The sequence below is a fragment of the Micromonospora sp. DT47 genome (genome assembly GCF_049844475.1).
In the GTDB taxonomy this organism is placed as follows: Bacteria; Actinomycetota; Actinomycetes; order Mycobacteriales; family Micromonosporaceae; genus Micromonospora.
Map to the genome: position 1 here is coordinate 308,884 of NZ_JBNCLC010000003.1, position 23,283 is coordinate 332,166.

The 23,283-nt window shown below is 72.4% G+C and carries 27 protein-coding genes; 11 read left to right on the forward strand and 16 right to left on the reverse strand.

What is annotated here, in order from left to right; translation table 11 throughout:
* The first annotated feature begins 26 nt into the window (after positions 1-26).
* Positions 27-314 carry an Lrp/AsnC ligand binding domain-containing protein gene (locus tag ACLQ2U_RS06485; protein ID WP_334490508.1) on the forward strand — a complete coding sequence of 96 codons (288 nt, stop codon included), beginning with the start codon at positions 27-29 and terminating at the stop codon, positions 312-314.
* A 69-nt stretch (positions 315-383) separates the two neighbouring features.
* Here the strand turns inward: ACLQ2U_RS06485 and ACLQ2U_RS06490 are convergent, their stop codons facing one another.
* The 5 genes from ACLQ2U_RS06490 to ACLQ2U_RS06510 form a co-directional block, all read right to left on the reverse strand.
* Positions 384-1,061: a DUF4142 domain-containing protein gene (locus ACLQ2U_RS06490; protein ID WP_425749609.1), complete on the reverse strand. Its 678-nt coding sequence runs from the start codon at positions 1,059-1,061 to the stop codon at positions 384-386.
* A gap of 183 nt (positions 1,062-1,244) precedes the next feature.
* Entirely contained in the window at positions 1,245-2,876 is a 1,632-nt protein-coding gene (locus ACLQ2U_RS06495) for a cytochrome b N-terminal domain-containing protein (RefSeq protein WP_425749610.1), read from the reverse strand.
* Positions 2,873-3,958, reverse strand: coding sequence for a ubiquinol-cytochrome c reductase iron-sulfur subunit (locus ACLQ2U_RS06500; protein ID WP_425749611.1), 1,086 nt, complete (start codon positions 3,956-3,958; stop codon positions 2,873-2,875). The genes ACLQ2U_RS06495 and ACLQ2U_RS06500 overlap by 4 nt, the downstream gene beginning before the upstream one ends.
* A 67-nt stretch (positions 3,959-4,025) precedes the next feature.
* On the reverse strand, positions 4,026-4,859 hold the full coding sequence (locus ACLQ2U_RS06505) for a cytochrome c (RefSeq protein WP_425749612.1): 834 nt from the start codon (positions 4,857-4,859) through the stop codon (positions 4,026-4,028).
* A gap of 72 nt (positions 4,860-4,931) precedes the next feature.
* Positions 4,932-5,531 carry a cytochrome c oxidase subunit 3 gene (locus ACLQ2U_RS06510; RefSeq protein ID WP_425749613.1) on the reverse strand — a complete coding sequence of 200 codons (600 nt, stop codon included), beginning with the start codon at positions 5,529-5,531 and terminating at the stop codon, positions 4,932-4,934.
* Between the two features lie 108 nt (positions 5,532-5,639).
* Here ACLQ2U_RS06510 and ACLQ2U_RS06515 point away from each other — a divergent pair, with 108 nt between their 5' ends.
* From ACLQ2U_RS06515 to ACLQ2U_RS06530, 4 genes are all read left to right on the forward strand, one after another.
* On the forward strand, positions 5,640-6,623 hold the full coding sequence (locus ACLQ2U_RS06515; protein ID WP_425749614.1) for a cytochrome c oxidase assembly protein: 984 nt from the start codon (positions 5,640-5,642) through the stop codon (positions 6,621-6,623).
* A 106-nt stretch (positions 6,624-6,729) separates the two neighbouring features.
* Positions 6,730-7,125: a hypothetical protein gene (locus ACLQ2U_RS06520; RefSeq protein WP_425749615.1), complete on the forward strand. Its 396-nt coding sequence runs from the start codon at positions 6,730-6,732 to the stop codon at positions 7,123-7,125.
* 87 nt (positions 7,126-7,212) lie between these two features.
* Positions 7,213-8,259 carry an anthranilate phosphoribosyltransferase gene (gene trpD / locus ACLQ2U_RS06525; protein WP_425749616.1) on the forward strand — a complete coding sequence of 349 codons (1,047 nt, stop codon included), beginning with the start codon at positions 7,213-7,215 and terminating at the stop codon, positions 8,257-8,259.
* A gap of 175 nt (positions 8,260-8,434) precedes the next feature.
* Positions 8,435-8,641 (forward strand): hypothetical protein, encoded by a 207-nt coding sequence (locus tag ACLQ2U_RS06530; protein ID WP_425749617.1) that lies wholly within the window; start codon positions 8,435-8,437, stop codon positions 8,639-8,641.
* Positions 8,642-8,960: 319 nt separating this feature from the next.
* Here the strand turns inward: ACLQ2U_RS06530 and ACLQ2U_RS06535 are convergent, their stop codons facing one another.
* A complete protein-coding gene (locus ACLQ2U_RS06535; RefSeq protein ID WP_425749618.1) occupies positions 8,961-9,386 on the reverse strand; it encodes a cytochrome c oxidase subunit 4 in 426 nt (141 codons plus the stop codon).
* A 10-nt stretch (positions 9,387-9,396) separates the two neighbouring features.
* Entirely contained in the window at positions 9,397-10,368 is a 972-nt protein-coding gene (gene coxB, locus ACLQ2U_RS06540) for a cytochrome c oxidase subunit II (protein ID WP_425749619.1), read from the reverse strand.
* 161 nt (positions 10,369-10,529) lie between these two features.
* Between coxB and ACLQ2U_RS06545 the strand changes: the two genes are divergently transcribed.
* A complete protein-coding gene (locus tag ACLQ2U_RS06545; RefSeq protein ID WP_425749620.1) occupies positions 10,530-11,681 on the forward strand; it encodes a cysteine desulfurase family protein in 1,152 nt (383 codons plus the stop codon).
* An 8-nt stretch (positions 11,682-11,689) separates the two neighbouring features.
* Entirely contained in the window at positions 11,690-11,905 is a 216-nt protein-coding gene (locus ACLQ2U_RS06550) for a sulfurtransferase TusA family protein (protein ID WP_425749748.1), read from the forward strand.
* An 11-nt stretch (positions 11,906-11,916) separates the two neighbouring features.
* Here ACLQ2U_RS06550 and ACLQ2U_RS06555 read toward each other — a convergent pair whose 3' ends face one another.
* The 4 genes from ACLQ2U_RS06555 to ACLQ2U_RS06570 form a co-directional block, all read right to left on the reverse strand.
* Positions 11,917-12,414, reverse strand: coding sequence for an AAA family ATPase (locus tag ACLQ2U_RS06555; protein ID WP_425749621.1), 498 nt, complete (start codon positions 12,412-12,414; stop codon positions 11,917-11,919).
* A gap of 5 nt (positions 12,415-12,419) precedes the next feature.
* Positions 12,420-13,397 (reverse strand): carbohydrate kinase family protein, encoded by a 978-nt coding sequence (locus ACLQ2U_RS06560; RefSeq protein WP_425749622.1) that lies wholly within the window; start codon positions 13,395-13,397, stop codon positions 12,420-12,422.
* A 199-nt stretch (positions 13,398-13,596) separates the two neighbouring features.
* Positions 13,597-13,965, reverse strand: a complete 369-nt coding sequence (gene erpA, locus ACLQ2U_RS06565; RefSeq protein WP_425749623.1) for an iron-sulfur cluster insertion protein ErpA — start codon at positions 13,963-13,965, stop codon at positions 13,597-13,599.
* Between the two features lie 164 nt (positions 13,966-14,129).
* On the reverse strand, positions 14,130-15,290 hold the full coding sequence (locus ACLQ2U_RS06570; protein ID WP_425749624.1) for a glycerate kinase: 1,161 nt from the start codon (positions 15,288-15,290) through the stop codon (positions 14,130-14,132).
* Positions 15,291-15,362: 72 nt separating this feature from the next.
* Here ACLQ2U_RS06570 and nadA point away from each other — a divergent pair, with 72 nt between their 5' ends.
* The 3 genes from nadA to ACLQ2U_RS06585 all read left to right on the forward strand — a co-directional run bounded on the left by nadA (position 15,363) and on the right by ACLQ2U_RS06585 (position 18,817).
* Positions 15,363-16,562 carry a quinolinate synthase NadA gene (gene nadA, locus ACLQ2U_RS06575; RefSeq protein WP_425749625.1) on the forward strand — a complete coding sequence of 400 codons (1,200 nt, stop codon included), beginning with the start codon at positions 15,363-15,365 and terminating at the stop codon, positions 16,560-16,562.
* 213 nt (positions 16,563-16,775) lie between these two features.
* A complete protein-coding gene (gene murA / locus ACLQ2U_RS06580) occupies positions 16,776-18,131 on the forward strand; it encodes a UDP-N-acetylglucosamine 1-carboxyvinyltransferase (RefSeq protein ID WP_425749626.1) in 1,356 nt (451 codons plus the stop codon).
* 41 nt (positions 18,132-18,172) lie between these two features.
* Entirely contained in the window at positions 18,173-18,817 is a 645-nt protein-coding gene (locus ACLQ2U_RS06585) for a DUF3043 domain-containing protein (RefSeq protein ID WP_425749627.1), read from the forward strand.
* Positions 18,818-18,869: 52 nt separating this feature from the next.
* Here the strand turns inward: ACLQ2U_RS06585 and ACLQ2U_RS06590 are convergent, their stop codons facing one another.
* A complete protein-coding gene (locus ACLQ2U_RS06590) occupies positions 18,870-19,178 on the reverse strand; it encodes an AzlD domain-containing protein (RefSeq protein ID WP_425749628.1) in 309 nt (102 codons plus the stop codon).
* Positions 19,172-19,948 (reverse strand): AzlC family ABC transporter permease, encoded by a 777-nt coding sequence (locus ACLQ2U_RS06595; RefSeq protein WP_425749629.1) that lies wholly within the window; start codon positions 19,946-19,948, stop codon positions 19,172-19,174. Before ACLQ2U_RS06595 ends, ACLQ2U_RS06590 begins: the two co-directional genes overlap by 7 nt.
* Positions 19,949-20,015: 67 nt before the next feature.
* On the opposite strand from ACLQ2U_RS06595, the gene ACLQ2U_RS06600 reads away from it, so the two are divergent.
* A complete protein-coding gene (locus tag ACLQ2U_RS06600; RefSeq protein WP_425749630.1) occupies positions 20,016-20,576 on the forward strand; it encodes a helix-turn-helix domain-containing protein in 561 nt (186 codons plus the stop codon).
* Positions 20,577-20,606: 30 nt separating this feature from the next.
* Here ACLQ2U_RS06600 and ACLQ2U_RS06605 read toward each other — a convergent pair whose 3' ends face one another.
* The 3 genes from ACLQ2U_RS06605 to ACLQ2U_RS06615 are packed head-to-tail and all read right to left on the reverse strand — an operon-like array spanning position 20,607 to position 23,240.
* Positions 20,607-21,587: an ABC transporter ATP-binding protein gene (locus ACLQ2U_RS06605; RefSeq protein WP_425749631.1), complete on the reverse strand. Its 981-nt coding sequence runs from the start codon at positions 21,585-21,587 to the stop codon at positions 20,607-20,609.
* On the reverse strand, positions 21,584-22,396 hold the full coding sequence (locus ACLQ2U_RS06610; protein ID WP_425749632.1) for an ABC transporter permease: 813 nt from the start codon (positions 22,394-22,396) through the stop codon (positions 21,584-21,586). The genes ACLQ2U_RS06605 and ACLQ2U_RS06610 overlap by 4 nt, the downstream gene beginning before the upstream one ends.
* Positions 22,389-23,240: an ABC transporter permease gene (locus ACLQ2U_RS06615; protein ID WP_425749633.1), complete on the reverse strand. Its 852-nt coding sequence runs from the start codon at positions 23,238-23,240 to the stop codon at positions 22,389-22,391. Before ACLQ2U_RS06615 ends, ACLQ2U_RS06610 begins: the two co-directional genes overlap by 8 nt.
* Positions 23,241-23,283 lie beyond the last annotated feature (43 nt).

The window sequence follows — 23,283 nt, forward strand, 5'->3', positions numbered from 1 at the left end:
GACGTCGACGAACGGAGAATCGTCCAGTGATCACCGCGATCGTCCTGATCGACTGCGCCACCGACTCGATCCCCGAGGTGGCGGAGAACCTCGCCAACCTGCCCGGCGTCAGCGAGGTCTACTCGGTGGCCGGGCACGTCGACCTGATCGCCATCGTCCGGGTCCGGGAGTTCGAGCAGATCGCCGAGGTGATCGCCGGCAGCATCTCCAAGGTCCCCGGGGTGATCAACACCGAGTCGCACATCGCGTTCCGCGCGTACTCCCAGCACGACCTGGAGGAGGCGTTCGCGATCGGGTTGGCCAGCGCCGACTGATCCGCACGAGACGCGGGTGGCCGGCCCGCCCGAGAGGGCGGACCGGCCACTGTCGTTGGTGCGGCGACGTCAGCTGGTACCCGGAGCCGGCGTCTCGGTGGTGCCACCCGGGGCCGGCGACTCGGTCGTGCCGCCCGGAGCCGGGGACTCGGTCGTGCCACCCGGGGCCGGCGTACCGGTGCCACCCGGGCTCGGGGTGCCGCTCGGGCTGGCCTGCGGTACCGGGATGCCCAACTGCTGGGCCAGGGCGACCAGCTCGTCGTTTTGCGCCTGCAGGACCGGCAGCGCGTCCTGGGCCAGCTGGACCACGGACTGCTCGGAGCCCTGCGAGATCTCGGTCTGGGTGGCCTGGATGGCCTGGACGTGAACGGCCAGCTGGGACGTCACCCACGCCCGGTCGAACTCGCCGCCGCTGGCGTTACCGAGCCTGTCGAGCACCTTCTGCTGGTCGGCGGTCGGCTCACCGGGCAGCGTCACGTTCAACTGCTGCGCGGTGTTCTTCACCGTCTGGTCGAGCTGGGTGTGGTCGGTCTTGAACATCTCGCCGAGCCGCTTGACGTCCTGGTTCTGGCCCTTCTGCTGGGCCAGGTCACCCGCCGTGATCTCGAACAGGTTCACCTGGTGCAGCGCCTGCAGGTACTGGGTGTCCTGCGTCGAGGGCTGTGCCGCGGCCTGAGCGGCCGTGGCCGGCGCGAGGCCGACCACCACCAGCGCGGCCAGCAGGCCGAGCCGTTTGATACCCAACATGTTTCCCTCCCCATTTCCGTTGGACCGCACGGATACCCGGCTGACGAGGGTTATTCCTGCGTTTCCACCCGTTGGGGGGCCGGTCCGGTGGGATCGGCGGGCAGGGCGGACGGTGGGGCCGGAAACGGACGTGGCGCCCGCCGGAAGATCCGGCGGGCGCCACGGTCAGGTGTTACGGGGCGGTCAGCGACGGCTCTCGCCGCTGCCGATCTCCTCGCGCTCCGGTCGGGGCTCGATCGGCGGGTGCCCCGGCGAGACCGGCGCCTCGGCCGGCTTCTCGATCGGGTAGAAGAAGCCCCGGATGGCCGGGCCGAGGGCGCCGAGCCGGTTCATCTTCTTCGGCACCACCCAGCCGACGTACTCCAGCTCACCGTGCCCGTCGGCGTGCCCGTCGGCCGCGCTGAGCGGCTGGTGCACCTCGACGAAGCGGCCGTCCGGCAGGCGCCGGATGATGCCGGTCTCCACGCCGTGGGCCAGCACCTCCCGGTCGTGCTGCTGGAGACCGAGGCAGATCCGGTACGTCAGGTAGTACGCCAGCGGCGGGACCAACAGCAGGCCGATCCGGCCCGCCCAGGTCATCGCGTTGAGGCTGATCTGGAACTTGTCGGCGATCACGTCGTTGGCGCCGGAGAGGGTCAGCACGACGTAGAAGGAGACCGCCATCGCGCCCACCGCGGTACGGGCCGGGACGTCCCGGGGACGCTGGAGCAGGTTGTGGCTGCGGTGGTCCTTGAGCCGCCGGGCCTCCACGAACGGGTACATGGTGGAGAGGCCGACCAGGATGCCCGGCAGCACGACCGTCGGCCAGAACAGCGGCGGGATGACGTACCCGTCGCCGATCGGGATGTTGATCTCCCACGCCGGCATGAGCCGGGTGGAGCCGTCGAGGAACATGACGTACCAGTCGGGCTGGCTGGCGGCCGAGACCACCCACGCCTCGTACGGGCCGAAGTACCAGATCGGGTTGATCTGGAAGAGGCCACCCATCAGCGCGATCACGCCGAAGACGACCATGAAGAAGCCGCCCTGCTTGAGCGCGTAGCGCGGGAACATCCGCTCGCCGACGACGTTCTCGTTGGTCCGGCCGGGGCCGGGCCACTGGGTGTGCTTCTGCTTGAAGACCAGGCCCAGGTGGGCGGTGATCAGGGCAACCAGCAAAGCCGGGATGAGCAGCACGTGGGCGATGAAGAACCGGCTGATGATGATCTCGCCGGGGAACTCGCCGCCGAAGATCGACGAGCTGACCCAGGAGCCGATCACCGGGATCGACAGGATGATGCCGGAGGCGATCCGCAGACCGGTGCCGGAGAGGCCGTCGTCCGGCAGCGAGTAGCCGGTGAAGCCGGCCAGGAAGCCGACCCAGAACAGCAGCGAGCCGATGATCCAGTTCGTCTCCCGCGGCTTGCGGAACGCGCCGGTGAAGAAGACCCGCAGCATGTGCACCACGATCGCGGCCATGAACAGCAGCGCCGCCCAGTGGTGCATCTGCCGCATGATCAGGCCGCCCCGGACGTCGAACGACAGGTCCAGGCTGGAGGCGTACGCGGCCGACATCGGCGTGCCCCGCAGCGGGGCGTAGCTGCCGTTGTAGACCACCTCGGTCATCGCCGGCTCGAAGAAGAAGGTCAGGAAGACACCGGTCAGCAGCAGCACGACGAACGAGAAGAGCGCGATCTCGCCGAGCAGGAAGGACCAGTGGTCCGGGAAAACCTTGTTGAGCAGCTTGCGCAGCGGCGTGGCGACCTGGAAGCGGTCGTCCACTCCCCCGGCAGCCTTCGCCGGCACCGCTGCTACGTCAAACTTTCGGCGCTTCATGGCCGCTCCCAGAAGTCGGGGCCGACGGTTTCGGTGTAGTCGGACTTCGCCACGAAGAAGCCCTCTTCGTCCACCTCGATCGGCAGCTGCGGGAGCCGCCGGCTGGCCGGGCCGAAGACGGGCCGGGCGTTGTCGGTGATCAGGAACTGGGACTGGTGGCAGGGGCAGAGCAGCCGGTTGGTCTGCTGCTCGTACAGGCTCGCCGGGCAGCCGGCGTGCGTGCAGATCTTGGAGAACGCCGCGTAGTTGCCCCACATGAAGTCGCCGTGGCCGACGCGCGCGTTGGCCTCGCGGGACTCCTGCGCGTCGGACTCCCGCAGGTGGATCAGCAGCGTCGGCGAGTCGGCGTGCTTGTTGCTCACGCCGTGCTCGATGCCGGGGAAGACGGTCAGCTGGCCGCCGACGCTGATGTCGGCCGGGCGGATCGGCCGCCCGTCCTCCCGGACCAGTCGGATCCGGCGGCCGCCGGCCGGGGTGAACCCGGTGGTGAACATCTGGTTGTTCTTGTGCGGCTGGGAGATCAGGCCACCGACCAGCGGGGCCGCGACGACCGCGCCCACCGGCAGCAGACCGGCGACCAGCGAGACGCCGAGCAGCGGACGGCGCCGCACCCCCATCTCGTCGGCCATGTAGAGCATGGTCTCACCGGTGATCTTGCGATCCTCCGGCGTGCCCGGCTGGTCGTGCCGGTCCTGGATCGAGACCTCCTTGGGCAGCAGCTTCTTGCCCCAGGTCAGGATGCCGAAGCCGACGGCGAGCAGCGCGACGCCCAGGGTGAGGCCGAGCAGCGGGGTGTACCACTTGTCGCCGCCCCGGCCGGCCTCGTACTTCCACGGCCACCAGATGTAGATCACCAGGAAGGCGGTCGAGGCCAGGCCTGTCAGCAGGAACATCGAGGCGACCGTGCGGGTCAGCCGGCGCTCGGCCTTGCTGCCCGGGACCACCTGCGGCTCGTAGTGGACGATCTCGATGTCGTCCCGACGCGCGCCCTCCTGGACGATGTCGAACCGGGACAGCCGGGGGTCGAGGACGTCGAGCGGCTCCCGATCCTCCGGGGCCTGGCGCTCGGTGTGGGTGGTCATGCCGTCACCTCGCTACGGGCGGTGCCGGCGCACGGCACCATGGCAATGGTACTGACGTTCGGCTCGGTCACGACTTGCCCGCAATCCACAGGCTGGCGAAGACGAGCGCGACGATGCCGACCAGGAAGGCCGCCAGCCCCTCGGTGGACGGGCCGTACCGGCCGAGGTTGAAGCCGCCCTGGTCCTGGTCGGCCTTCAGGCTCTCCTGGATGTAGGCGATGATGTCCGCCTTCTGCTCCGGAGTGATCTGGTTGTCGCCGAACACCGGCATGTTCTGCGGGCCGCTCAGCATGGCGGCGTAGATCTGCCGGTCGGTGGCCGGGTGCAGGCTCGGGGCGTACTTGCCGGAGGAGAGGGCGCCGCCGCCACCGCCGAAGGCGTGGCACTGCGAGCAGTTGATCCGGAACAGCTCACCGCCGGTCGCCAGGTTGGCGCCCTCGCGGAGGTTGCCCTGCGGGACCTGCGGGCCGCCGCCGAGCTCCTGGACGTACTGGCCGAGCTGGCGCACCTGCTCGTCGGTGAAGACCGGGGGCTTGCGCTGGGCCTGGGCCTCCTGGCGGGCCATCGGCATGCGGCCGCTGCCGACCTGGAACTCCACCGAGGCGGCCCCGGCACCGATCAGGCTCGGGCCACGACCCTCGACGCCCTGCGCGTTGCGACCGTGGCAGGTCACGCAGCTCACGTCGAACAGCGCCTTGCCCTCGGCCGCGGCGCCGGTCAGCGGCGGGTTTTCCTGCGCCTGCACGCCGGGGGCGAAGACGGTGTAGGCGCCGCCGGCCAGCGTCAGCGCGGCGATCAGCCGGACCGCGGCGCCCAGCCGGCGGCGGCCCCTGCTGCGCGCTACGGGCCGCCCGCGCAGCCGCGCGAGCAGACCGCGTCGGCGGTCGTTGTCAGAAGTCATGACCTGTGTCCTTAACCGGTTGGACCTTGTCTCAGGGGACGGAGCAGCGGCGCGGTACGTGACGCGCCAAGATCACTGGAGCCAGTAGATCATGGCGTAGAGCGCGATCCACACGACGTCGACGAAGTGCCAGTAGTACGACACGACGATCGCCGACGTGGCCTGCGCCGGGGTGAACCGGCCCATGGTGGTGCGGATCATGAAGATGACGAAGGCGATGAGGCCGCCGGTCACGTGCAGACCGTGGAAGCCGGTGGTCAGGTAGAACATCGACCCGTAACCGTCTCCGTTGATCTTCACCCCCTCGTGCACCAGCGTCCGGTACTCGTTCGCCTGGCCGAGCACGAAGATCAGGCCCATCACGAAGGTGATCGTGAACCAGCGCCGCAGGGCGTGGACGTCACCCTTCTCGGCCGCGAAGACACCGAGCTGGCAGGTCACCGAGGACAGCACCAGGATCACCGTGAAGGTGGTCGCATAGGGGATGTTGAGTATCTCGGTGTGCTTCTCCCACTGCTCCGGCGCCGCGGCGCGGATGGAGAAGTACATCGCGAACAGCGCCGCGAAGAACATGAGTTCGCTGGAGAGCCACACGATCGTCCCGACGCTGACCATGTTGGGTCGGGTCAGGGAGTGGATCCGGCTCTTGTCAATGGCTGGGGCCGCAGTCACGCGGTCATTATTGCTCTTGACCGGGGGCGGCGATCAGCGGGGTGGCAAACCAGCGCCATCCGTGGCCCGATCGGGGTGGTCCGGTTCGCCTGACCTACCCTGAAAAGCGTGCTGCACGTCGATCCGATCTTCACCGCCACCTCGGCGGTCCCGTCCGCCGTCCTGGCCGCCGGGGCCGAGGTCCCGCCGCCGTTCACCATCGGCCGGGTCTTCACCGAGACCCGGCTGGACAGCTGGCTCGCCCTCGGTCTGGTGCTGGCCGCCGGACTCTACCTTTACGGCGTGCACCGGCTCCGGCTGCGCGGGGACCGCTGGCCGGTGGTCCGCACGGTCTGCTTCATCGGCCCCGGCCTCGGCGGCATCGCCGCCGTCGCGGTGAGCGGACTGCACGCGTACGACACGGCCCTGCTCTCGGTGCACATGGTCCAGCACATGGTGCTGTCGATGATCTCGCCGATCTTCCTGGCCCTCGGCGCGCCGGTCACCCTGGCCCTGCGCACCCTGCCGGTGCGCCCGCGCAAGCGGCTGGTGGCAATCGTGCACAGCCGGATCGCCCGGATCTACAGCTTCCCGCTGGTGGCGTTCACCATCTTCGTGGTGAACCCGTTCGCGCTCTACTTCACCGACCTCTACCGCTACACCCTCGGGCACGCCTGGGCGCACGAGCTGGTGCACGCGCACTTCATCATGACCGGCTGCGTCTTCTTCTGGCCGCTGCTCGGCCTCGACCCGCTGCCGGGACGCTGGCCGTACCCGGGCCGGGCCCTGCTCATGATGCTCTCCGTGCCGTTCCACACGGTGCTCGGGCTCACCATCATGCAGAGCAGCACGCTCTTCGGCGGCGACTGGTACCCCTCGCTCGGCCTGAGCTGGTCGAACCCCTGGGACGACCAGGTGGTCGCCGGCGGCATCCTCTGGGCCGGCGGCGAGTTCGTCAGCGTGACGATGATCGCGGTGCTGGTGGTGCAGTGGGTCAAGCAGTCCGAGCGGGAGGCCCGCCGGCTCGACCGCGAGCTGGACCGCCAGGAGGCCCGCGAGCGCGCCGCCGAGGCCGCCGGTGCCGCCACCCCGACCCCCGGCGCCCCGGCCTGAGCTGCGCCGACGCCCGGCCTGCCGGGCCGCGGCGGGCGGGCTGTCAGGTACGCCACACCGACCGGTACGATCAGCGGGCAGCTACGAGGTGGGAGCCAGTCCAGCGATGAGCGATCGTCTTTGCACCGTCCTGCTCTACAGCGACGACCAGGAGGTCCGCGACCGGATGCGGCTGGCCGTCGGCACCCGCCCGGCGCCCGGTCTGGAGATCGAGTTCGTCGAGGCCTCCACCTACGCCGAGTGCATCCGGCTGGTCGACGACTACGAGATCGACCTCATGCTGCTCGACGGTGAGGCCAGCCCGGGCGGCGGCATCGGCATCGCCCGGCAGATCAAGGACGACCGGGACGACGCCCCGCCGACCTGCGTGGTGATCGCCCGCTCGGCCGACCGATGGCTCGCCGCGTACGCGCAGGTCGACGCCACGCTGGTGCACCCGCTCGACCCGGTGACCACCGGCACCACGGTCGCCGAGCTGCTGCGTACGCACGCCGCCGCCTGAGTCACCGCACTCGGCGGCGCCCCGGCGCCCGGGTGACGGGCGCCAGTTTCCGCCCCACCCGCACCACGCCCGCTCGGGAGGCCCACCATGGGCGAACGGACCTGGCCGCTTCTGCTCAACGCGCTGCTGCGCGGCGAGGAGCTCTCCACCGCCGACACCGCCTGGGCGATGGACGAGATCATGACGGGTGCGGCCAGCCCGGCGCAGATCGCCGGCTTCGCCGTGGCGCTGCGGGCCAAGGGCGAGACTCCGGCCGAGCTGGCCGGCCTGGTCGAGGCGATGCTGAGCCGCTCGGTCGAGGTGGTACTCCCCGCGGAGCTGCGCCGCACCGCGCTGGACGTGGTGGGCACCGGCGGTGACCTCGCCCATACGGTGAACATCTCCACCATGACCGCGCTGGTGGTGGCCGGCGCCGGCGTACCCGTGGTCAAGCACGGCAACCGGGCCGCCTCCTCCCTGTGCGGCACCGCGGACCTGCTGGAGTTCCTCGGCGTCCCGCTGGACCTGACGCCCGAGCAGGTCGCCCGGTGCGTCGAGGAGGTGGGCATCGGGTTCTGCTTCGCCGCCCGGTTCCACCCGGGGATGCGGCACGCCGGTCCGGTCCGCCGCGAGATCGGCGTGCCCACCGCGTTCAACTTCCTCGGTCCACTGACCAACCCGGCCCGGCCCCGGGCCGGCGCGGTGGGCTGCTTCGACCTCCGGATGGCCCCGGTGATGGCCGCCGTCTTCGCCGCCCGCGGCGACTCGGTGATCGTGATGCGGGGCGAGGACGGGCTGGACGAGTTCACCACCGCCGCCCCCACCCGGGTCTGGGTGGCCCAGCAGGGCGCCGTGAGAGAGGCGCTGCTGGACGCGACCGGCCTCGGGGTACCCCGGTCCACCCTCGGCGATCTTCGGGGCGGCGACGCGGCGTACAACGCCGACGTGGCCCGCCGGTTGCTGGCCGGCGAGGCCGGTCCGGTCCGGGACGCCGTCCTGGTCAACTCCGCCGCCGCGCTGGCCACCCAGGGGCCGCTGGACGGCGACCTGACCGAGGCGCTGCGGGCCGGGATGGACCGGGCCGCCGAGTCGATCGACTCGGGCGCGGCAGCGGCCACCCTGGACCGCTGGATCGCGACCGCACGCGCGCTCTGACGTCCACCACCGGGTCCGTCGTCCGCACGGGTGAGGTCGGCCCGCCGCGGCGGCGCGGGGTGGCGCGGGCCGGAAGGTGTCGGAGGGGCGTGCGAAACTACACGGGAGTAATTTTCCGTTTTCCGCCGATGGTGGCGATGGCCGTCGGCGGACGCAGGAGCGAGAGGAGACGTCTGTGTCGGACCGCGAGCTCTACTGCGACACCTGCGAGGGCCTTCAGCCGTTCGAGGCCCCGCCCTGCGCGGACGGCCACGGCGCCGACTGCCCCGAGCTGATCTGCACCGGCTGCGGCGCGGCCGTGCTGATCGCCACCTTCGCCTTCCGGGCCCCCCGGCTGGCCGACCGGCGCCGCCGCCCGGCGTCCCACCGCCGCGCGGCCTGACCACCCCGCCGCCTGACCGGCCGCCCCACGCAACCGGCCGCCACCTTTCCCGGCGCCTCCCCGGGTGGCGTTGGCAGGCGCGCCGAGTGCCCATGGCCCGAACTCAGGACCCGTGGGTTGACGGGCCGGCGGCGCTGAGGGACCCGTCCGGCATCCGGCCCGGTGGCGGCCGTCGACCCCCGGCGTTGCCCGCGGCCCGCCGTCGGTCCGTCGCCCCGGCCGGGACTCCCATCGGCGAAACGGAGTCGATCACGAAGCTCGGGACGCGTCGAGGCCCGCGTCCCGATGCGGGACGCGGGCCTCGACGAGAAACGTCAGATCAGTGCTCGGCCGTGCGGCGGGTGCCGGTGTAGTACTCGAAGAGCAGGCCGCAGGCGGCGAAGATGACCGTCACCAGGCCGAGGCCCAGCAGCCAGAACTGCCAGAACACCAGGCCCAGACCGGCCACTGCGGCGGCCAGCGCCAGGCCGAACGGCCAGTAGCTGCCCGGGCTGAAGAAGCCGATCTCGCCCGCGCCGTCGGCGATCTCGCCGTCCGCCCGGTCCTCGGGGCGCAGGTCGATGCGGCGGGAGACGAACCAGAAGAAGCCGCCGCACATCGAGCAGAGCAGGAACGACAGCAGCAGGGCCAGCGTGCCGACCCACTCGACCTGACCGGACTCGCCGTGCGTCCAGGCGCCGTAGAGGACGGCCACACCGAACAGGAACCCGGCGATGACCAGGAAGATACGCCACTCGGTCTTCATGCCTGATCCCTCAGCTTCCCGTGCCGGCCGACGCGTCGTCGGGGTTGAAGTTGTCGGCGGTGCGCCGGGTCTGGAACGGCTGGGTGGTCTGCGCGTAGGGCTCCTCGCCGATGGCGGTGAGCGCCTCCTGCGTCGACTTGCCGTCCCGCTTGGCCGCCAGGAACTGGTCGTACTTCTCCGGGGAGACGACGCGCAGCTCGAAGTTCATGAAGGCGTGGTAGCTGCCGCACAGCTCGGCGCAGCGGCCGACGTAGGCGCCCTCGGTCTGCAGCTTGGAGACCTCGAACACGTTGCGGATATTGCCGGGCATGACGTCCCGCTTGAACAACAGCTCCGGCACCCAGAAGGAGTGGATGACGTCCTTGCTGGTCTCCTCGAACCGGATCGAGCGGTCCGTCGGCAGCACCAGCACCGGGATGACCTCGCTGGTACCGAGCACCGACGCCACGGTGTTGGCGTCCCGGCCCTGGCCGTCGCGGTAGTTGAACTGCCAGTTCCACTTGAAGGCGACGACCTCGACGGTCACGTCGGGATTCTTCGTCGTGCGCACCACGTCGGTCTGGACGACCGCCGTGTAGTAGAAGAGCACGGCGACGATCAGGATCGGCGCGATGGTGTAGAGGAACTCCATCGGCATGTTGTAGCGGGTCTGCACCGGCAGGTCGTTGCCCCGCTTGCGGTAGCGCACGACGCACCAGAAGATCAGGCCCCACACGAAGACGCCGACCGCGAGGGCCGCGATGCAGGACGCGATCCACAGGTCGTACATCCGGTGGGACTCCGGCGTGATGCCGCCCTGCGGCCAGCCGAAACCGCCCATCGACCTGCCGACGTCACACCCGGTGAGCAGAACCAGCAGCGCGGCTCCGCCAAGACCGAGCCCGGCGAGCCGACCAGCGCCACGCCGCCGGCGTCCACCGGCTCCTGGGGAAGCGCTGTGCCGTACGGCCGACGGCCGTACCTCCGAACTCCTTGCGACCACCTGGTCCTGCCTCCCTAGCGCGCCGCGGCGGGTTTCCATCACCACCGACGGCAAAGGCGTCACCGACGGTCGCAGATTACTCGACCATGACGGGCTCGACCGTGTTGGGGTCACTGTCCGCCCCCATCGGGGGGATCACCGACGCGATAGCGTGGGCATCCGTGAGCCCTTCCCCGGTCTACCTGGACACGGCCACCGCCGCCCCGCTGCACCCGGTCGCCCGGCAGGCGCTGCTGGCCGCCCTCGACGACGGCTGGGCCGACCCCGGCAAGCTGTACACCAAGGCCCGCCGGGCCCGCCAGCTCCTCGACGCGGCCCGCGAGGCCACCGCGCAGGCGCTCGGCGTCCGCGCCGACGAGCTCTCCTTCACCCCCAGCGGTACGACCGCCGCGCACTCCGCCGTGCTCGGCGGCCTGGCCGGGCGGCGGCGGGTCGGACCCGCCCTGGTGCACTCGGCGATCGAGCACTCGGCGGTGCTGCACGCCGCCGAGCGGCACGGTGCCGCCGGCGGCACGGCCGGCGCGGTGCCGGTCGACCGGCTCGGCCGGCTGGACCTGCCCGCCTGGTCCGACGCGGTTCGGGCGCCCGGGGTGGCGCTCGCCGCGCTGATCGCCGCGAGCCACGAGGTGGGCACCGTCCAGCCGGTGGCCGGGGCCGCCGCGGCCTGCGCCGACGCCGGGGTGCCGCTTTACGTCGACGCGGCCCAGGTGGTGGGCCGTACGCCGGTGCCGGCGGGCTGGTCGGTGCTGACCGCCAGCGCGCACAAGTGGGGCGGCCCGCCCGGGGTGGGGCTGCTGGTGGTCCGCAAGGGCACCCGCTGGGAGTCGCCCTGGCCGGCCGACGAGCGGGAGTCGGGGCGTACCCCCGGGGTGTTGAACCTGCCGGCGGTGGTGGCGGCGGCGGCGAGCCTGCGCGCGGCGGCGGCCGACGCGGCAGCCGAGGCGGCCCGGCTGGCGCCGCTGGTCGACCGGATCCGGGCGCGGGTGGCCGCGGAGGTGCCGGACGTGGAGGTGGTGGGCGACCCGGTCGACCGGCTCCCCCACCTGGTGACCTTCTCCTGCCTGTACGTCGACGGCGAGGCGCTGCTGCACGCGCTGGACCGGCGGGGCTTCGCGGTCTCCTCCGGCTCCTCCTGCACCTCCTCCACGCTGCGCCCGTCGCACGTGCTGGAGGCGATGGGGGTGCTCTCGCACGGCAACGTCCGGGTGTCGCTGCACCGGGAGACGACCGAGGCGGACGTCGAGCGGTTCCTGGCCGAGCTGCCCGGGATCGTCGCCGGGCTGCGGGCCGAGGCGGGGGTGGTCGGGCTGTGAGCGAGCCCATGGAGGTGCTGGACTGCCGGGGGCAGCGCTGCCCGCTGCCGGTGATCGCGCTGGCCCGCCGGCTGCCGGAGCTGCCGGTCGGCGCGGTGCTCCGGGTGCTCGCCGACGACCCCGCCGCGGCGGTGGACATCCCCGCCTGGTGCCGGATGCGCACCCAGGAGTTCGTCGCCGCCACCCCCGAGGGCCCGGGCTACGACGTCCGCCGCACCCACTGACCGCCGGGAGGTCAGGCCAGGTAGCTGAGGATGGCCGGCAGTGGGTCGAGGTCGACCGCGGTGTCGACGACCAGGCGGGGGCCGATGATCGGCTCGTACTCGGCGCGGCGGACCAGGGTCTGCTCCCAGGTGGGCGTCAGCGGGTCCGGCTCGGCGGGCAGCCTCGCCTCGACCCGGCGGCGGTGCTCAGCCTCGTCCCCGCAGTGCACCTCGATCACTCGCAGCGGCACCCCGGTGCGTTCGGCCAGGTCGTGCCAGAGCCCCCGGGCGCTGGCCACCGGGTTGACCGCGTCGACCACCACGGTCAGCCCGAGCCCCAACTGCACCTCGGCCAGGCCGGCCACCGCGCCGTACGCGGCCATCCCCGGCACGTCGCCGACCAGGCCGAACCGGGCCATCGCCCGCTCGACCGGGTCCACCGGCAGCACCGGCGCACCCAGCGCCGCGCCGAGCCGCCCGGCGAGCGTGCTCTTGCCCACTCCGGGCAGGCCGGCGAAGGCGACCAGCATCGGCCTCACGGCAGCAGGTGCGGCCGGACGTCCTCGGCGGCGACGTCGCCGTACGACTCCGCAAGCCGCTTGACGAACAGGTCGCGGCGCACCTCGTACTCCTGGCCGCCGAAGTTCTCCAGCACCAGGGTGGCCAGCAGGCAGCCGACCTGCGCGGCCCGCTCCAGGCCGACGCCCCAGTTGAGCGCGGCGAAGAAGCCGGCCCGGAAGCCGTCGCCGACACCGGTCGGGTCGACGGCCTGCATCTCCCGGGCGACCGGCACGTGGATCGTGCCGATCTCCCGGCCGACGATCTCCACACCCTGCTTGCCCAGCGTGGTGACCCGGACCTTCACCCGGTCCAGCAGCTGCTCGTCGCTGAGCCCGGCCTTGCTCTGCAGCAGCGACTTCTCGTACTCGTTGGTCATCAGGTAGTCGGCGCCGTCGATCAGGCCGAGCACGTCCGCGCCGCCCATCCGGGCGAGCTGCTGGGACGGGTCGGCGACGAAGGCGTAGCCGCGCTCCCGGCACTCGGCGGAGTGCCGGATCATCGCCGCCGGGTCGTTGGCGCTGACCAGGACGAGATCCAGGCCGCCGAGGCGCTGCGCCACCGGGGCCAGCTCGATGTTGCGGGCCTCGCTCATCGCGCCGGCGTAGAACGAGGCGATCTGGCACATGTCGGTGTCGGTGGTGCAGACGAAGCGGGCGGTGTGCGCCACCTCGCTGACGTGCACCGAGTCGCAGTCCACGCCGTGCCGCTCCAGCCAGGAACGGTAGTCGGCGAAGTCCGCGCCGACCGCGCCGAGCAGCACCGGGTTGAGCCCGAGCTGGGCCATGCCGAAGGCGATGTTCGCGGCGGTGCCGCCCCGACGGAGGACCAACTCGTCCACCAGGAAGGAGAGCGACACCTTGTCCAGCTGGTCGGCGATGAGCTGGTCGGCGAAGCGACCGGGGAAGCTCATCAGGTGGTCGGTCGCGATCGAGCCGGTCACGGCGATCTTCATGTCAACCCTCGGGGGTCGGGAGCAGGGCGCCGGTCAGCCTACCGTTCCGGGTCGCCCGCCGGTCGACGGTCGGTCGAAGATCCGCCATCTTCCGCTCACCCGACCGTCGACCCGCGGTCACCGCCCCGTCGGGAGGCCGGACGACGACGGGGCCGCCCCCCAGCAGGGGCGGCCCCGTCGTACGGGAAGAACAGTCGACTCAGCTGAAGGAGTCGCCGCAGGCGCAGGAGCTGCCCGCGTTCGGGTTGTCGATGGTGAAGCCCTGGGCGTCGATCCGGTCGGCGAAGTCGATGGTCGCCCCGGAGAGGTACGGAGCGCTCATCCGGTCGACGACGACCTCGACACCGTCGAAGTCGGTGACGACGTCACCGTCGAGCGAGCGCTCGTCGAAGAAGAGCTGGTACCGCAGGCCGGAGCAGCCACCGGGCTGCACCGCGACCCGGAGCCGCAGGTCGTCGCGGCCCTCCTGCTCGATCAGGGCCTTGACCTTCTGCGCCGCGACGTCGGTGAGGACGACGGAAGTAGGGGCCTGGGCCTCGGTCGACTCGGTCTGCGCTGGCGTGGTCACGTGGAAATCTCCCTGCGCGGTATGGGTCCGGACGCACTGGCCAACGTCGCCCGTCGGTCAGTGATTCCCGGTGTGGTCCAGATCCGATGGTACGCGGCCCCGGTCGAGGTCACCTGGGTGGCGTGAGGAGGGGCCGCATGGCCCTCCCCGCGGACCGGTGCCGGTCACCGGCTCCACTGCCGGGCCAGCCGGGCGCCGAGCGCGCGCAGCCCCTCGGCGGGGCGGCCCATCGCCGCCTCGATCCCGCCGCGCTCCTCGCCGCCGAAGTGCTCCACCAGGCTGTACGCCTCGGTCACCCCGGCGGAGGCGGCCTCCCGTCGCCCGGTGCTCACCCGTCCCGCCAGCACCACGCAGGGCACCCCCCGGTCCCGGGCGGCGCCGGCCACCCCGGCGACCACCTTGCCGCGCAGCGACTGGTGGTCGAACGACCCCTCGCCGGTGATCACCAGGTCGGCGGCGTCGAGCGCGGCGTCCAGCCCGATCGCCCGGGTGACCAGGTCGATGCCGGACTCGCAGCGGCCGCCGAGGGCGAGGATCGCCGCGCCGAGGCCGCCGGCCGCCCCGCCGCCGGGCAGCGCGCCGAGCCCCGGCGGGCAGCCGGGCAGCTCGCGCTCCAGCACCGCCGCCCAGCGCTCCAGCGCGGCGTCGAGCAGCAGCACGTCGGCCCGGCTGGCGCCCTTCTGCGGGCCGTACACGCTGCTGGCGCCGTGCAGCCCGAGCAGCGGGTTGTCCACGTCGGTGGCGGCGACCAGGGTGGCCCCGCGCAGCCGGGGCGCGCCGTCGAGGGTGGCCACGGCGGCCAGCGCGGCCCCGCCGTACGGCAGGGCCAGGCCGGCGTCGTCGAGCGGGGTGGCGCCGAGCGCGGTGATCATGCCGGCGCCCCCGTCGTTGGTGCCGGAGCCGCCCAGCCCGACCACCACCGTGCGGGCCCCGTGCTCCACCGCGGCGGTGACCAGCGCCCCCAGCCCGTACGAGGTGGTGGCCTTCGGGTCCCGCTCGGCGGCGGAGAGCAGGTGCAGCCCGCACGCCTGGGCGCTCTCCAGGTAGCCGGTGCCGTCGACGGTGAGCAGGATCTCACCGCTGGCCGGGCGGCCGAGCGGGTCGACCGTCGGCACCGGGATCCGCCGGCCGCCGAGCGCGTCGGCGAGCACCGCGACGAAGCCCGGGCCGCCGTCGGCGAGGGGCCGGATGAGCAGGTCGTCCGAGGCGACCACCGCACGCCAGCCCTCGGCGACCGCGGCCGCCACCTCCTGGGCAGCCAGGGTGCCGGCGAACTTGTCCGGGCAGAGCACCACGCGCATGCCCAGCAGTGTGGCAGGCCACATCGGCGCGGGGCAGTGCGGCAGCACACATCGGCGACGGCGGTGCGACGGGCGCGCTGTGGGACCATGGAGAGCGTGACTTCGACCTGGGCGGAACCCTCCAACACCGCGACCGCGCTGCTGCTCCTCGGCCGTGGCAGCGACCCCGCCACCGAGCGTGGCGTGGAGTGTCCGGGTGACCTGCCGGCGCCGAGCGACCCGGATCTGGTGGCCCGCGCCGCGGCGGCCAAGGCCGCGCTCGGCACGAAGGTGTTCGTGCTGGGCCACCACTACCAGCGCGACGAGGTGATCCAGTTCGCCGACGTGACCGGCGACTCGTTCAAGCTGGCCCGGGAGGCGGCGGCCCGGCCGGACGCGGAGTACATCGTCTTCTGCGGCGTGCACTTCATGGCCGAGAGCGCCGACATCCTCACCTCGGAGGCGCAGAAGGTGATCCTGCCCGACCTGGCCGCCGGCTGCTCGATGGCCGACATGGCGGTGCTCTCGCAGGTCGAGACCACCTGGGACGTGCTGACCGAGCTGGGCATCGCCGAGGACACCGTCCCGGTGACGTACATGAACTCCTCGGCGGACATCAAGGGCTTCGTCGGCCGCAACGGCGGCGTGGTCTGCACCTCGTCCAACGCCAAGCGGGCGCTGGACTGGGCGTACCAGCAGGGCTCGAAGGTGCTCTTCCTTCCCGACCAGCACCTGGGCCGCAACACGGCGGTGCTGGAGATGGGCTTCTCGCTGGACGACTGCGTGCTCTACGACCCGCACAAGCCGAACGGCGGGCTCACCCCGGAGCAGCTGCGGGACGCGAAGATGATCCTGTGGCGCGGGCACTGCTCGGTGCACGGCCGGTTCACCCTGGACAGCGTCAACGACGTCCGCGAGCGGGTGCCGGGCGTGAACGTGCTGGTGCACCCCGAGTGCCGGCACGAGGTGGTCACCGCCGCCGACCACGTGGGCTCGACCGAATACATCATCAAGACCATCGAGGCGGCCCCGGCCGGCTCGGCCTGGGCGGTCGGCACCGAGCTGAACCTGGTCCGCCGGCTGGCGCTGGCCCACCCGGACAAGCAGATCATGTTCCTGGACAAGGCGGTCTGCTACTGCTCGACGATGAACCGGATCGACCTGCCGCACCTGGTGTGGGCGTTGGAGGAGCTGGTCGCCGGGCGGGTGGTCAACCAGATCACCGTCGACCCGGACACCGCGCACCACGCCCGGGTGGCGCTGGATCAGATGCTCGCCCTACCGGGCGCCGACACCCCACCGCCCACGGCGGCCTGATCACTCAGGGTGACATCGCTGGTACGGTTACGCGCCGGACGCGCCGGTTCGTACCCTGGCTGGCGATGTGACCGACTCCCTTTTCGTCACCGAGGGCTATGCTGCGGGGCGACGACACACCGGGACCGTTTTGAGCCGGTCCCCCGGCGGGTAGCTGGACAACCTGCCCCATCATCGACTCACGGCACCACCCGACGCGCGCTGGAGGTTGCATTGACCGACGACGTCCTGGTCGTACACGGAGGCACTCCGCTGGAAGGGCGGATCCGCGTGCGCGGCGCGAAGAACCTGGTCTCCAAGGCGATGGTCGCCGCCCTGCTGGGCGACAGTCCCAGCCGGCTGTTCGACGTGCCGCGGATCCGTGACGTCGAGGTGGTCCGCGGGCTGCTCGGCCTGCACGGGGTGAAGGTGACCGACGGCGAGGAGGACGGCGAGCTCGTCTTCGACCCGGCCAACGTCGAGAGCGCCAGCACCGACCAGATCAACGTGCACGCCGGCTCCAGCCGGATCCCGATCCTGTTCTGCGGCCCGCTGCTGCACCGGCTCGGCCACGCGTTCATCCCGGACCTGGGCGGCTGCCACATCGGGCCGCGCCCGATCGACTTCCACCTGCAGGCGCTGCGCGAGTTCGGCGCGACCGTCGACAAGACCCCGGAGGGGCTGCACCTGTCGGCGCCGAACGGGCTGCACGGCACCAAGTTCGCCCTGCCGTACCCGAGCGTGGGCGCAACCGAGCAGGTGCTGCTCACCGCGGTGATGGCCGAGGGCGTCACCGAGCTGCGCAACGCCGCCGTCGAGCCGGAGATCATCGACCTGATCTGCATCCTGCAGAAGATGGGCGCGATCATCAAGGTGCACACCGACCGGGTGATCGAGATCCAGGGCGTGCCCAAGCTGCACGGCTACACCCACCGGCCGATCCCGGACCGGATCGAGGCGGCGAGCTGGGCGGCGGCCGCGCTGGCCACCCGCGGCCACGTCGAGGTGCTCGGCGCGCAGCAGGCCGACATGATGACCTTCCTCAACGTCTTCCGCTCGGTCGGCGGCGAGTACGAGGTCACCGACGCCCGGCCGCCGAAGTTGGGCGACCCGGGTCAGGAGGGCGGCATCCGGTTCTGGCACCCGGGCGGCGAGCTGAACGCCACCGCGCTGGAGACCGACGTGCACCCCGGCTTCATGACCGACTGGCAGCAGCCCCTGGTGGTGGCGCTGACCCAGGCCCGGGGCCTGTCGATCGTCCACGAGACGGTCTACGAGCAGCGGCTGGGCTACACCGAGGCGCTGAACGCGATGGGCGCCAACATCCAGGTCTACCGGGACTGCCTCGGCGGCACCCCGTGCCGCTTCGGCCGGCGCAACTTCAAGCACTCCGCGGTGATCGCCGGCCCGAGCAAGCTGCACGCGGCCGACCTGGTCATCCCGGACCTGCGCGCCGGGTTCAGCCACCTGATCGCGGCGCTCGCCGCCGAGGGCACCTCCCGGGTGTACGGCGTCGACCTGATCAACCGTGGCTACGAGGACTTCGAGGCGAAGCTGGCCAGCCTCGGCGCGCACGTCGAGCGCCCGTAACCGACCTCACCCGCGTCCGACCGCGCGCCCGGTGCACCGTGATGTGCACCGGGCGCCGTCGTTTGGCTACTCTTCACCTCGTGCAGTCGCTCTTTCGCCGCAAGCCCGCCGACTCCGACTCCTCCGCCACCACCCCGGTGGTGACCGAGGAGTCGCCCGCCTCGCGTTCCCGGGGCTACACCCCGAGCAAGAAGGAACTGGGCCGGGAGACCCCCAAGCGCCCGGTCGCCGGTCGCCGCCCCGCCGGTCCGACCAAGCCGCTGACCAAGGATGAGGCGCGGGAGCAGCGCCGCAAGGCCCGCGCCGAGGCCTCGGCGGAGTTCCGCCGCGAGGGCGGCCCCCGCGACCGCGGCCCGGAGCGGCTGCTGGCCCGCAACGTGGTCGACTCCCGGCGTACGGTCGGCACCTGGTTCTTCGGCGGGGCGCTGATCGTGCTGATCGGGTCGAACGCGGCGATGCCGCCGGCCATCCGGCTGGCCTCGAACGTGGTCTGGGGCGCGCTCGCGCTCGGCGTGGTGATCGACTCGATCTTCATCTCGCGCAAGATCAAGAAGCTGGTCCGCGAACGGTTCCCGCGTACCGGCGAGCGGATGGGCTCGCTCTACCTCTACGCGATCATGCGGTCGATCACCTTCCGCCGGATGCGCGCGCCGGCGCCGCAGGTCAACATCGGCGACCCGATCTGAGCCGACCCGGTCCCGACCTGGCCCCTTCCTGCAGCCGCGGGGAGGGGCTTCGTCATGGCACCCCGAGCAGGCGCAGCAGCGCGGTGGTGCCGGCCGCCGCGACCACCACCAGCACGAACGGGGCCCGACGCCAGGCCAGCAGCACCCCGACCAGCACGCCCACCGGCCGGGCATAGCCGGCGAAGCCGCCGGCCTCGGTCAGCGCCGCGGTCGCGGCCAGCGCGGCCAGCAGGGCGGCGGCGCCGACCGGCAGCAGCCGCTGGGACCATTCGGGCAGGTCCAGCCGGTCCCGCAGCAGCACCCCGGCAACCCGGAAACCGTACGTGCCGGCGGCCAGGGCGAGGATCACGGCGATCAGCACGACGTCTCCCCCGCCCGGGCGGCCCGTCCCGACCCGACGTCCCGGGCGAGCCCATCGGCAGTCCCGTTCTCCGGGCCCGGACCGACGGCTGCCTGGTCTTGCCGGTGGCGGCGTACCAGCGGCACGACCAGGCCACCGAGCGCGAGCAGCACCGGCAGCCCGGCCGGCAGCACCGGCGTGGCGAGCACCGCCAGCGCGGCGCCGGACAGCGCTACCCGACGGGTCTCCCGGTCCCGCAGCGTCGGCAGCAGCAGGGCGGTCAGCCCGGCGGGAAAGGCGGCGTCCAGCCCCAGGGCGGTCGGGTCACCGACCGCGCCACCGGCGAGCACGCCGAGCAGGGTGCCGACGTTCCACGCCAGAAAGAGCAGCGTCCCGGCGAGCCAGAAGGCCCGCCGGCGCGCACCGCCGGCCGGTCGGGCCAGCGCGAAGGCGGTCGCCTCGTCGGTCATCAGGTGGCTGCCGAGCAGCCGCCGCCAGCGGCGGTGGCCGAGACTGTCGCCGAGCGTCAGGCCGAACGGCAGGTGCCGGGCGTTGAGCAGCAGGCCGGCCAGGACGGCCGCGAGGGGACTGCCGGCGGCCACCAGCCCCACCGCCATGAACTGGGCGCCACCGGCGTAGACGAGCACCGACATGGCGACGGTCGCCCAGGTGGGCAGACCGGCGGCGACCGCGACCGCGCCGAAGGAGGCGCCGACCGCGATCATCGCCGCGCCGATGGCGGCGACATCGCGGAGCATTCCGCCGTCGGGTGTTCGTTTTATCGTACGCATGGTCCATTATGATGAACGCAGCCCTCGTGTTCGTCAAACCGAACAAACAGACCTCTGGAGCGAACAAATGGCCGTGGAACCCGCTCCGCCGTTGGCCACCATCGCCGCCGCCCTGCGCCGCGAGCGCGAGCGGGCCGGCATCTCGCTGACCGAGCTGGCCCGCCGCGCCGGCATCGCCAAGTCCACCCTGTCCCAACTCGAATCCGGGGTCGGCAACCCGAGCGTCGAGACGCTATGGGCGCTGGGAGTCGCACTCGGCGTACCGTTCAGCCGCCTGGTCGAGCCGCCCTCGGCCGCCGTCCGGGTCATCCGGGCCGGCGAGGGCCCCCGGATCCGCTCGGAGCACGCCGACTTCACCGCCACCCTGCTCGCCGCCGGCTCGGCGCACAGCCGGCGCGACATCTACGTGATGGAGCTCGAGCCGGGCGCCGTCCGCGTCGCCGAGCCGCACACCGCGCGCAGCGTCGAGCACATCGTGGTCGCCGCCGGTCGGATGAGGGTGGGCCCCGAGTCGGACCTGGTCGACCTCGGCCCGGGTGACTACGCCACCTTCCCCGGCGACGCACCGCACCGGTACGAGGCGCTGGCGGCCGGCACCTTCGCGGTCCTGGTGATGGAACACCCCTGACGACCGGTGCGCCCGGGCGGCGCCCGGGGCTCAGCCGGCGAGACGGGGGCCGGGGGCCGGGGCCCGGTAGAGCCGGGCCACCACCTCCTCGATGTCCGGTTCCACGATCGAGATGTCCCGTAGCGTCGCCAGCCCGGCCAGCCCGGACACCACCTCCGCCACCCCGGCCGACTCCAGCGCGTACACCAGCCGGCGGCCGTCACCCTCGACCCGGTGCAGTGGCGCGCCGGCCAGCTCCGGCGGCTCGGCCAGCACGGCGTCCAGCTCGGCGACGACCAGCCGGCGGGAGCCGTACCGGGCGTGCAGGTCGGCGATCGACCCGTCGTGCACCACCCGGCCGTGGTCGATCACCACCAGCCGGCGGCAGAGCCGCTCGATGTCGGCCAGGTCGTGCGTGGTCAGCACGAGCGTGGTGTCACCGGCCCGGCCCAGCTCGCCGAGGAAGTCGCGGACGGCCCGCTTGCTGACCACGTCCAGCCCGATGGTCGGCTCGTCCAGGAAGAGCACCTCCGGGCCGTGCAGCAGGGCCGCGGTCAGCTCGCCGCGCATCCGCTGCCCGAGCGACAGCTGCCGGACCGGGATGTCCAGGAACGCGTCCAGGTCGAGCAGCTCCCGGCAGCGGCGCAGCCGGGCCGCGTGGTCGCCGGCCGGCACCCGGTAGACGTGCCGGAGCAGGTCGAACGAGTCGCGCAACGGCAGGTCCCACCAGAGCTGGGAGCGCTGGCCGAAGACCACCCCGATCCGCAGCGCCAGCCGGGTGCGTTCCGGGACCGGGCGCAGGCCGCAGACCCGCGCCTGCCCCGCCGAGGGGGTCAGCACGCCGGTGAGCATCTTCAGCGTGGTGCTCTTGCCCGCGCCGTTGGGCCCGATGTAGCCGAGCATCTCGCCCCGCTCCACCCGCAGGTCGATGCCGTCGACCGCGGTGACCGTCCGCTTCTCCCGGCGCAGCCGGCCGGCCTTGACCCGTACCGTGAACTCCTTGCGCAGCCCGCGCAGCTCGATGACGCTCACGACCCCGTACTCCGGTAGTGGCGGACGCCGGTGCGCCAGGCGGCGGCCGCGCCGGCCGCGGCGACCAGCGCGACGCCCGGCGCGGCCCACCCCGCCCAGGCCGGCAGGCCGAGCGGGTCGGCCCGGCCGAGCAGCGCCAGCGCCGGCTGGTAGCTGACGAAGGCGAACCCCAGGCCGTACGCGAAGGCCGCGCGGAACCAGCCGTCGAAGACGGTGACCGGGTACGCCGTGAAGTCCCGCCCGCCGTAGGTGACCGAGTTGGCCAGCTCCCCCGACTCGACCCAGTGGAACGACACGGTGGCGGTGGCCACGAAGACCGAGCCGAAGAAGACCACCCCGGCCAGCGGGGCGACGACGGCGAGCAGCACCCGGCCGGGCGTCCAGTCGATCCCGGCGGTGGCCAGCGCCACCACCAGCACCGCCAGGCCGAACACCGCCCGGGAGACCTTGCGCACCGGCAGGTCCATCAGGAGCAGCTGCGGCAGCGCGCCGAGCGGCCGGACCAGCACCGCGTCGAACAGGCCGGTGCGCACGTAGCGGGGCAGCCGCTCGATGTTACCGACCAGCAGGTCGGCCACGGCGAACGCGCCGGCGGAGAGGCCAACCATGACCAGCGTCTCGTGCAACCTGAAGCCGCCCAGTTCGCGGGTCACCCCGTAGAGCACCAGGACGGTGACCACGTCGAACACCGTCGACCCGACGTTGCCCAGCAGGTCGACCACGAAGGACGTCCGGTAGGACGCCTGCGACCGGGCCTGCGCCCCCAGCAGGGCCCGGTACGCCGCGAAGGCGCCCCGGGCCTCAGCCACCCTGCACCACCAGGCGTCGCTCGGCACGGCGCTGCACCAGCCGGCAGGCGACCAGGATCAGCACCGCCCAGCCGAGCTGGAGGGCGACCAGCCCCAGCTGGGTGGCCGGCGGGTCCCGCTCCACCAGCACGTCGAGCGGGGTCTGCAGCAGGCTCGGGAACGGGGTGCCGACCCAGAGCGCCCACTGGAGTTCCTCGGGCAGGAACCGCAGCGGGAAGTAGAGCCCGGCCAGCACCCCGGAGCCGACCGTCCAGAGGATCATCGGGCCGCGGACGTCCTGCAACCAGTAGGCGCTGGCGTTGACCAGGAACCGGCAGCCGAAGCAGAGCACCACCGCGGTGACCGCGGAGAACAGGAAGAGCGGGACGGTCGCCGCGCGGGCGGGCAGGTAGACGTCGAAGAAGAGCGGCCCGACCAGCAGCGGCGGCAGCAGCCGGGTCGGCAGGGCGTACCCGGCGCGGCCCAGGTCGGTGGCGAGGTAGCTGGTCACCGGGTGCACCGGCCGGAGCAGGTCGCTGGCGATCTCGCCGGTACGGATCCGGTCGGCCAGGTCGGTCCAGCCCCAGAGCAGGACCACCGCCAGCAGGCCCTGCCCGGCCCAGACGAAGGTGGCGAGCTGGGCCCGGTCGTACCCGGCGGCGGTGCCGGCCGTACCGGCCACGGCCAGGAAGACGTAGCAGCGGAGGAACCCGAAGACGGAGTTGGTGACGACACCGGCCACGGCCGCCTGGCGATAGGTGGCGTATCGTCGGAAGCCGGAACCGGATATCGCCCCGAATGTCCGGAACCATCGGATAACGTTTGAGTTCGTGGGCGGTGCCACAGTGGCGGTGACCGAGCCCACGCCGCTACCCTCCTTCCGCAGCCACGCTGTGCCGGAGCGGCGA

Coding starts and splice junctions, on each gene's coding strand:
- ACLQ2U_RS06490 (WP_425749609.1), bottom strand. CDS start 1,061: ATGTTGGGTATCAAACGGCTCGGCCTGCTGGCCGCGCTGGTGGTGGTC.
- ACLQ2U_RS06495 (WP_425749610.1), bottom strand. CDS start 2,876: ATGAAGCGCCGAAAGTTTGACGTAGCAGCGGTGCCGGCGAAGGCTGCC.
- ACLQ2U_RS06500 (WP_425749611.1), bottom strand. CDS start 3,958: ATGACCACCCACACCGAGCGCCAGGCCCCGGAGGATCGGGAGCCGCTC.
- ACLQ2U_RS06505 (WP_425749612.1), bottom strand. CDS start 4,859: ATGACTTCTGACAACGACCGCCGACGCGGTCTGCTCGCGCGGCTGCGC.
- ACLQ2U_RS06520 (WP_425749615.1), top strand. CDS start 6,730: ATGAGCGATCGTCTTTGCACCGTCCTGCTCTACAGCGACGACCAGGAG.
- trpD (WP_425749616.1), top strand. CDS start 7,213: ATGGGCGAACGGACCTGGCCGCTTCTGCTCAACGCGCTGCTGCGCGGC.
- ACLQ2U_RS06535 (WP_425749618.1), bottom strand. CDS start 9,386: ATGAAGACCGAGTGGCGTATCTTCCTGGTCATCGCCGGGTTCCTGTTC.
- ACLQ2U_RS06550 (WP_425749748.1), top strand. CDS start 11,690: ATGGAGGTGCTGGACTGCCGGGGGCAGCGCTGCCCGCTGCCGGTGATC.
- ACLQ2U_RS06555 (WP_425749621.1), bottom strand. CDS start 12,414: ATGCTGGTCGCCTTCGCCGGCCTGCCCGGAGTGGGCAAGAGCACGCTC.
- ACLQ2U_RS06560 (WP_425749622.1), bottom strand. CDS start 13,397: ATGAAGATCGCCGTGACCGGCTCGATCGCGACCGACCACCTGATGAGC.
- ACLQ2U_RS06570 (WP_425749624.1), bottom strand. CDS start 15,290: ATGTGGCCTGCCACACTGCTGGGCATGCGCGTGGTGCTCTGCCCGGAC.
- ACLQ2U_RS06585 (WP_425749627.1), top strand. CDS start 18,173: ATGTGCACCGGGCGCCGTCGTTTGGCTACTCTTCACCTCGTGCAGTCG.
- ACLQ2U_RS06595 (WP_425749629.1), bottom strand. CDS start 19,948: ATGCGTACGATAAAACGAACACCCGACGGCGGAATGCTCCGCGATGTC.
- ACLQ2U_RS06600 (WP_425749630.1), top strand. CDS start 20,016: ATGGCCGTGGAACCCGCTCCGCCGTTGGCCACCATCGCCGCCGCCCTG.